This is a genomic window from Chitinophaga sp. (assembly GCF_036569125.1).
In the GTDB taxonomy this organism is placed as follows: domain Bacteria; phylum Bacteroidota; class Bacteroidia; order Chitinophagales; family Chitinophagaceae; genus Chitinophaga.
Genome location: NZ_DATCRF010000137.1, coordinates 1 through 7,129 on the forward strand (window position 1 = coordinate 1; position 7,129 = coordinate 7,129).

Annotated in this window: 9 protein-coding genes; 6 read left to right on the forward strand and 3 right to left on the reverse strand. The window is 46.8% G+C overall.

All coding sequences use genetic code 11. From position 1 onward, the window contains the following. The 5 genes from VIM87_RS04860 to VIM87_RS04880 form a co-directional block, all read left to right on the forward strand. Nucleotides 1-850: vitamin B12 dependent-methionine synthase activation domain-containing protein (locus VIM87_RS04860; protein ID WP_331995888.1), on the forward strand; the 850-nt coding region annotated here is incomplete at its 5' end. Nucleotides 851-943: 93 nt separating this feature from the next. Further along, complete coding sequence (locus tag VIM87_RS04865) at nt 944-1,717, forward strand: exodeoxyribonuclease III (protein WP_331995889.1); 774 nt, start codon at nt 944-946, stop codon at nt 1,715-1,717. Then, complete coding sequence (locus VIM87_RS04870) at nt 1,714-2,016, forward strand: DUF4286 family protein (RefSeq protein ID WP_331995890.1); 303 nt, start codon at nt 1,714-1,716, stop codon at nt 2,014-2,016. The genes VIM87_RS04865 and VIM87_RS04870 overlap by 4 nt, the downstream gene beginning before the upstream one ends. A 305-nt stretch (nt 2,017-2,321) precedes the next feature. After that, nucleotides 2,322-2,591: an HU family DNA-binding protein gene (locus tag VIM87_RS04875; protein ID WP_029465307.1), complete on the forward strand. Its 270-nt coding sequence runs from the start codon at nt 2,322-2,324 to the stop codon at nt 2,589-2,591. A gap of 154 nt (nt 2,592-2,745) precedes the next feature. Further along, complete coding sequence (locus VIM87_RS04880; protein ID WP_089907205.1) at nt 2,746-2,859, forward strand: 30S ribosomal protein THX; 114 nt, start codon at nt 2,746-2,748, stop codon at nt 2,857-2,859. A 177-nt stretch (nt 2,860-3,036) separates the two neighbouring features. Here the strand turns inward: VIM87_RS04880 and pdxH are convergent, their stop codons facing one another. Then, complete coding sequence (gene pdxH / locus VIM87_RS04885; protein ID WP_331995891.1) at nt 3,037-3,684, reverse strand: pyridoxamine 5'-phosphate oxidase; 648 nt, start codon at nt 3,682-3,684, stop codon at nt 3,037-3,039. A 276-nt stretch (nt 3,685-3,960) separates the two neighbouring features. On the opposite strand from pdxH, the gene VIM87_RS04890 reads away from it, so the two are divergent. Next, complete coding sequence (locus VIM87_RS04890) at nt 3,961-5,094, forward strand: DUF3298 and DUF4163 domain-containing protein (RefSeq protein ID WP_331995892.1); 1,134 nt, start codon at nt 3,961-3,963, stop codon at nt 5,092-5,094. A gap of 161 nt (nt 5,095-5,255) precedes the next feature. On the opposite strand, the gene pyrH is transcribed toward VIM87_RS04890, so the two are convergent. After that, entirely contained in the window at nt 5,256-5,969 is a 714-nt protein-coding gene (pyrH, locus tag VIM87_RS04895) for a UMP kinase (RefSeq protein ID WP_326462409.1), read from the reverse strand. Nucleotides 5,970-6,088: 119 nt separating this feature from the next. Next, entirely contained in the window at nt 6,089-6,913 is an 825-nt protein-coding gene (tsf, locus tag VIM87_RS04900; RefSeq protein WP_331995893.1) for a translation elongation factor Ts, read from the reverse strand. Nucleotides 6,914-7,129 lie beyond the last annotated feature (216 nt).

Here is a 7,129-nt window from a genome sequence, read left to right on the forward strand (position 1 = left end):
GTATATAGACTGGCAGCCCTTTTTCATTGCCTGGGAGCTGCACGGCAAATTCCCGCAGATCTTAACAGACGAGGTAGTAGGTAAAGAAGCCACCCGTTTGTATGAAGATGCGCAGGTGATGCTGAAACGTATTGTAAGTGAGAAGTGGCTTACCGCCAATGCCGTAATAGGCCTCTTTAAAGCCAATGCTACCGGCGATGATACTATACAGATCATCAGTGATACCGGCATGCCGGTACACCTGGAGTTCCTGCGCCAGCAGATCAAGAAAGCGCCGGGCCAGCCCAACTTTTCCTTAGCAGATTTTATTGCCCCTGATACCACCGGCCTGCAGGATTATATGGGCGGCTTTGCCGTAACTACCGGCGGTGGCATAGAAGCGTGGCTGGAAAAATTCAAGGCAGACCATGATGACTACAGCAGCATTATGCTGAAAGCCCTGGCCGACCGCATGGTGGAAGCTTTTGCAGAGTTAATGCATGAGCGGGTGCGTAAGGAATGGTGGGGTTATGCCAGTGAAGAGCACCTGAGTAATGAAGACCTGATCAAAGAAGCCTATTCCGGTATACGCCCGGCCCCCGGCTACCCCGCCTGCCCGGAGCATACAGAAAAATATAAACTGTTCGATCTGCTGGATGCTACCACACATACCGGCATTACTCTCACAGAATCACTGGCCATGTACCCGGCAGCCAGCGTAAGCGGCTGGTATTTTGCCAACCCTGCCAGTAAATATTTTGGCATTGGTAAAATAGAAAAAGACCAGGTAGAGGATTATGCCCAGCGTAAAGGCTGGAGCCTGGAAGAAGCTGAAAAGTGGTTACGGCCGGTGCTTGAATATGATATGTGATTTGATTTTAGATCTTAGATTTACGATTTTAGATTTAATTGAAGCGATTGTTTCAAATCCAAAATTGTAAATCCAAGATCGTAAATACCTAATATGAGAATTGTTTCCTATAACGTAAACGGTTTGCGTTCCGCCATGAGCAAAGGTTTTGTGGAATGGTTGCAAACAGACCCCGGAGATATTATTTGCCTGCAGGAGATTAAGGCCCAGAAAGATAATGTTGACTTCCGCCAGTTTGAGCAGCTGGGTTATGAACACTACTGGTATCCCGCGCAAAAGAAAGGTTATAGCGGCGTAGCCGTGCTTACCAAAATAAAGCCAGACCATGTTCAGTATGGTAACGGTTTTATGCAAAGCGATACAGAAGGCCGTTTTATACGCCTGGATTTTAAAGATGTTACCTTAATTAATACCTACTTCCCTTCCGGCACCAGTGGCGATGAGCGCCAGACCTATAAATACCAGTGGCTGGATGAGTTCTATGGTTATCTGAACACCTTACGCGCTACCCGCCCTAACCTGGTGGTTTGCGGTGATTATAATATTTGTCATAAACCTATTGATATCCATGATCCCGTTGGGAACAAGAAGTCCAGCGGTTTCCTGCCTGATGAAAGAACCTGGATGGATAAGTTCTTTGAAAGCGGTTTTGTGGATACTTTCCGGCATTTTAACCCGGACCCGCACCAGTACAGCTGGTGGAGCCAGCGCGCCAATTCACGTAATAATAATAAGGGTTGGCGTATAGATTACATTAACGTAAGCGCGCCCTTACAGGCCCGGCTTATGAAAGCCGCCATCTGGCAGGAAGTAAAACACTCTGATCATTGTCCGGTATACCTGGAGCTAACCCCCGGTAGCTTATGATCATATATAATGTAACAACCAAGATCACCAACACCATTCACGACCGTTGGTTGCAATGGATCAAGGAGGAGCATATACCGGAAGTGATGGATACCGGCCTGTTTCATGATTTCCGCATGTGCCGGCTGCTGGAGCAGGATGACAAGGAAGGCCCTACCTATGTTATTCAATACTATACAGATACCCTGGAGAACTATCATACCTACCTGCAGGAGCATGCTCCGGAGCTGCGGCAAAAGAGCTATGAGCAGTTTGGGAACCAGTTTGTGGCCTTCAGAACCGTTATGCAGGTGGTATAAGCCCTCAAATTTATCCACATGAAATCCACTGTTTTCAAGGGATTCAAGGCCTTATACAATATGGGAGGGAAACCGGCGTTTATTAGTAAGTTCATATCAAATGCCCCATGGTGGCGGGTTTTGTTAAACACATACCCGCAGGAGAGGGGTACCCGTGAAAAGGCTGATCGGCTGTAACCGTTACCAGTAGCCCCTTACAGCCGATAAAAATTTGGTTATAATTGCAGCAAAAAATTTGGTAATCTGATAAAACGCTTTATATTTGCTCACATCAAACATTTTTCACTAGTTAAATCTTACTAACTATGAACAAAGCCGAATTAATCGACAAACTGGCAAAAGATGCCGCCATCACTAAAACTCAAGCTAACGAAGCATTGGATTCTTTTACCAAAGCTGTTGCTGATACACTGAAAAAAGGTGGTAAAGTAACCCTGGTTGGTTTTGGTACTTTCTCTGTTTCTAAGCGTGCTGCCCGTAACGGCAGAAACCCTCAGACTGGCCAGATCATCAAGATCAAAGCTAAGAAAGTTGCTAAATTCAAAGCTGGTAAAGCGCTGTCTGACAAGCTCTAATCGGTTAGCACAACTTATTCAAGCAAGGAACAGTTTTGTTTCTTGCTTTTTTTTTGCCTTTCAGGCTATACTTTCAGGAATGGCGCGAATTGTGTAATTTGCGCCTGATTAGGCAGGCAAACTGCAAATTCTAAAACTGTAAATAATTATTACAATGGGTAGAGGTGATATCAAAACCAAAAGAGGTAAGATCTCCAACAAATCCTTCGGTAAGGCAAGACCTGCCAAAACCAGGAAAACTGCTGCTAAAGCAGAAAAGAAAGCATAGTTATTACGAATTGTGCTTAACGCGGAACGCCTGAGGCTGAACGCTGGTGTATGTTGTAATACATTCAGTGTAAATAGCATCAGGCGTTAGTATTTCTGTAAGGCATTAATTCTTAATGCGCAAATCTTAACAATGGCCCCGGTACAACACATTCACGCACTCCCCATTCGTTATTAATCACGGCGCCAGGCGCTCTATCTTCCATCCTTGTCCTTCTGTTAGCGTATATTGTACACGGTCGTGCAGGCGGTTGCTGCGTCCCTGCCAGAATTCCATTAACAAAGGTTTTACCGTATAGCCGCCCCAGTTATCCGGACGCGCAGGTGCTTCCAGCACATATTTTTCAACCAGTGTGTTTACCTGCTCTTCCAAAAAAGAACGGTGCGGTATTACCCTGCTTTGCGGAGATGCGATAGCGCCAATGCGGCTGCCCAGCGGGCGTGAATCATAATATTCATTGCTGATGGCAGCGGGCGTTTTACTAACCATACCGTCTATACGCACCTGGCGTTCCAGCTCACGCCAGAAGAATAACAGGCTCACCTGCGGGTTAGCCGCCATCTCCAGCCCTTTGCGGCTTTCATAATTGGTAAAGAAAGTAAACCCGTCTGTATCAAAACTCTTTAATAATACAATGCGTGCGGAAGGGCGGCCTTCCGGGGTGCTGGTAGCCAGTGTCATGGCATTCGGTTCATCCAGCTCACTGTTGATGGCATCCTGCCACCACTGCTCAAATTGTTTCAGCGGATCTTTTTCCACCTCGCTTTCATCCAGGGAGGCCAGGCGATAATCCTTACGCAGTGCTGCTACTTGTTTATTTAACATAGGCCCGTTTTTAATTGATACAAAGGTACGGGGAGAATGAGGAATTACGAATTTTAAGCTGAATGCGGAACGCTGAATGCTTAGTGCAAATGCCGGATGCAGGGCCCGGAATGCAGGCTGTTAAAAGCATCGGGCGCACAATATGATTCTGATCATTAAGTTTATAAGATCAGCATTATGCTCCCGGCACAAGGACTTCAGCGTTTCGCATTCGGCGTTAAGCATTAAGCGTTAAGCATAATTTCGTAAACTTGTACCTGTTCAACATCAAATACTATGAACAAGCATCCCCTGTTTTTTTTGCTGGCAGCCGCCATGCTTGCAGCCTGCGGGCAGCACAGTAAATCCGGTAATACTGCAGCAGACAGTACGCTGGCAACCAATACAGCCCCGGCAGCCGCCCCTTATTTTTATTTACAGCTGAAAGGCGTGGTGGGCGAGCAGGAGGTTACCATGCAGCTGCTTAAGACTGCGCCGGATCTTTACCGTGGCTATTATGTATATGACAAAGTGGGCGAGCCTATTAGCATATGGGGCAGCCCGGATTCCAGCAGCCAACAGTTAACTCTATACGAAGATAGCCGGGGCGATGAGGAGATCACCTTCCGCGGCAAGCTGGATAGCTCCGGCAACTTTACCGGCACCTGGCGCGGCAAAGGCACCGCTTACAAGTTCCTGCTGCATCCTGACTTTAGTAAAGCAGTACACTTTGATGTATATTATGCAAAGGATAGCGCTCCGTTGCTGGCTAATGCTCCTAAATCGCCCATGGGCGAAGCCGCCAACAGCATTATATGGCCGGCTGCCCGTACTGATGCTGATATTGCCGGTCTTATTAAAACAGCCATTTCCGGTAAAACCCCGGTGAATGATCCGCAGCAGCTTGTAAAAAGAAGTATTGATTCTTTCCTCATCAGCTATAAAGGCAGCGCATCCACGATTGACAGCGCATCCCTGCAAAGCGAAGGCAGCGCATCCTGGAACTGGACCTCTGAAGGCGATATAAAAGTAGTTTGGAACCAGTACCCCCTGCTGTCTTTAGAATACTTTGGCTATGATTTTACCGGCGGTGCACATGGCAATGGCGGCGCCATACACCAGGTGCTGGACCTGGATAAGAAAAAAGTGCTTAGCCTGGATGATATTTTTAAAGGCGACTATAAGCCGGTGCTCACGCGGGAGCTGGAGCTATCCTTTCATAAGGCTTACCAGACACCCGAAGGCCAGCCTGTTAAGGAAATGCTGCTGGTGGATAGTATTGAGCCCAACAACAATTTCGTACTCACCAATAAGGGCATTGTATTCAGCTACACGCCCTATGAAATAGGACCGTATGCAATGGGGCAGGTAAATCTATTTATTCCCTATGAGCGCCTGCAGGAAGTATTAAAAGCAGATTACACTAAATAATGTGCAGATGTGCAGATAGGCAAATGTGCAGATAATTGGAAATGTACAGATATGCTAATGTGCCGGTACGTGACGACGCGTATAGTATAAATCAAAAATGCAGATGTGCAAACGGAGATCCATTTGCACATCTGCACATCTATAATTTGCACATTAATTTATCATCCGGTTACCAGGGTGCCCACACGTTTACCCATGATCACCTGCAGCAGGTTGCCGGGTTTGTTCATGTCAAACACAATAATAGGCAGCTTGTTTTCCTGGCAAAGGGTAAAGGCCGTCATATCCATTACGTTCAGTGATTTCTGGTACACTTCCGCAAAGGTGATGGATTCAAAACGGGTAGCCGTGCTGTCCTTCTCAGGGTCGGCGGTATAAATACCATCCACACGGGTACCTTTTAAGATCACATCGGCCTGTATTTCTATGGCGCGCAGGGATGCGGCCGTATCAGTTGTAAAGTAAGGGTTGCCGGTGCCGGCGCCAAAGATCACTACACGGCCTTTTTCCAGGTGGCGTATAGCGCGGCGGCGAATATAAGGCTCTGCGATCTGCTCCATTTTAATGGCAGATTGCAGGCGGGTGTACAAACCAACTTTTTCCAGCCCGCTTTGCATAGCCATCCCGTTAATCACGGTGGCCAGCATACCCATATAGTCACCCTGTGCGCGCTCGATCCCGGTCTCTGCTTCGTTCATACCGCGATAGATATTACCGCCGCCAATTACAATGGCTACCTGTACACCCAGGTCTGTCACGGATTTAATATCATACGCATAATGTGTGATTACTTTCGGATCAATACCATAATTTCCATCGCCCATCAGGGACTCACCGCTCAGTTTGAGTAAAATTCGCTTGTACTTAGGCAACATGACGCTATAATAAGATTGTAGAAGGTGGTTAGTTTATTAGTTATTTACGATAAATATACAGGTATATGCACAAAAAAAAGGAGAGAATTTTCTTCTCTCCTTTTTTCCCTTGGATCCGATTACCCTAACGCAATGCGTTTAAAGGCGGTTACGGTGAGATCAGCGGATACTGATTTCAGGTAATCTGCTACGGATTTGTTATTATCTTTTACAAAAGCCTGCGCTAACAGTGTGCTTTCCTTGAAGAATTTGTTCACTTTACCCATGGCAATTTTTTCTGCCATTTCAGCGGGTTTGCCTTCTGCCTTCACCTGCTCAACTGCAATGTCCTTTTCACGGGCAATAACATCAGCCGGTACGCTGTCAGCGTCAACAGCGATCGGGTTCATAGCAGCGATCTGCATAGCTACGTCCTTACCTACTTCTGCAGATGCTTCTTTAGAGAAGCCAACCAGTACGCCCATGCGGTAGTTACCGTGGATGTAAGCGGTTACAGAAGCAGCATCGATCCTTTCAAATTTGCTCAGGGTGATCTTTTCACCGATCTTGGCTACCTGGTCGTTCACTTTATCCGCAACGGTAGCACCGTCCAGTGTAGCGGCGCCCAGCTCTTCGATGGTTTTAACACCTGTGCTCAGGGCCAGGTCTACTATAGATTGTGCAAATTTTACGAAGTCTTCATTTTTGGCCACAAAGTCGGTTTCGCAACCTAAGCCTACTATCACACCAGACTTGTTGTCTGCAGTGGTTTTAGCAATGATAACGCCTTCTTTGGTTTCGCGGTCAGAACGTAAAGCCGCTACTTTTTGACCTTTCTTACGCAGGTAATCCACTGCCTGTTCAAAATCACCGTCACTTTCTACCAGTGCCTTTCTGCAGTCCATCATACCCGCGCCAGTTTGCTGACGCAGTTTGTTCACATCAGCCGCTGTAATTGTTGCCATGACTTATAAATAGTTTTTAGAGTTTACGAAGTACTTGTTCAATTACCTATTAAATAATTACGAATTACGAATGTAAGCAATCACATAGATCACAACTCGTAATTCGTAATTGATAATTCGTAATTAATATTATCTGCCGCCACCAGGCCTGTTGCCGCCACCTGCACCGGAGGGACGACGCTGTCCGCCGCCACCGCCACCGGGCCTGTTACCGCC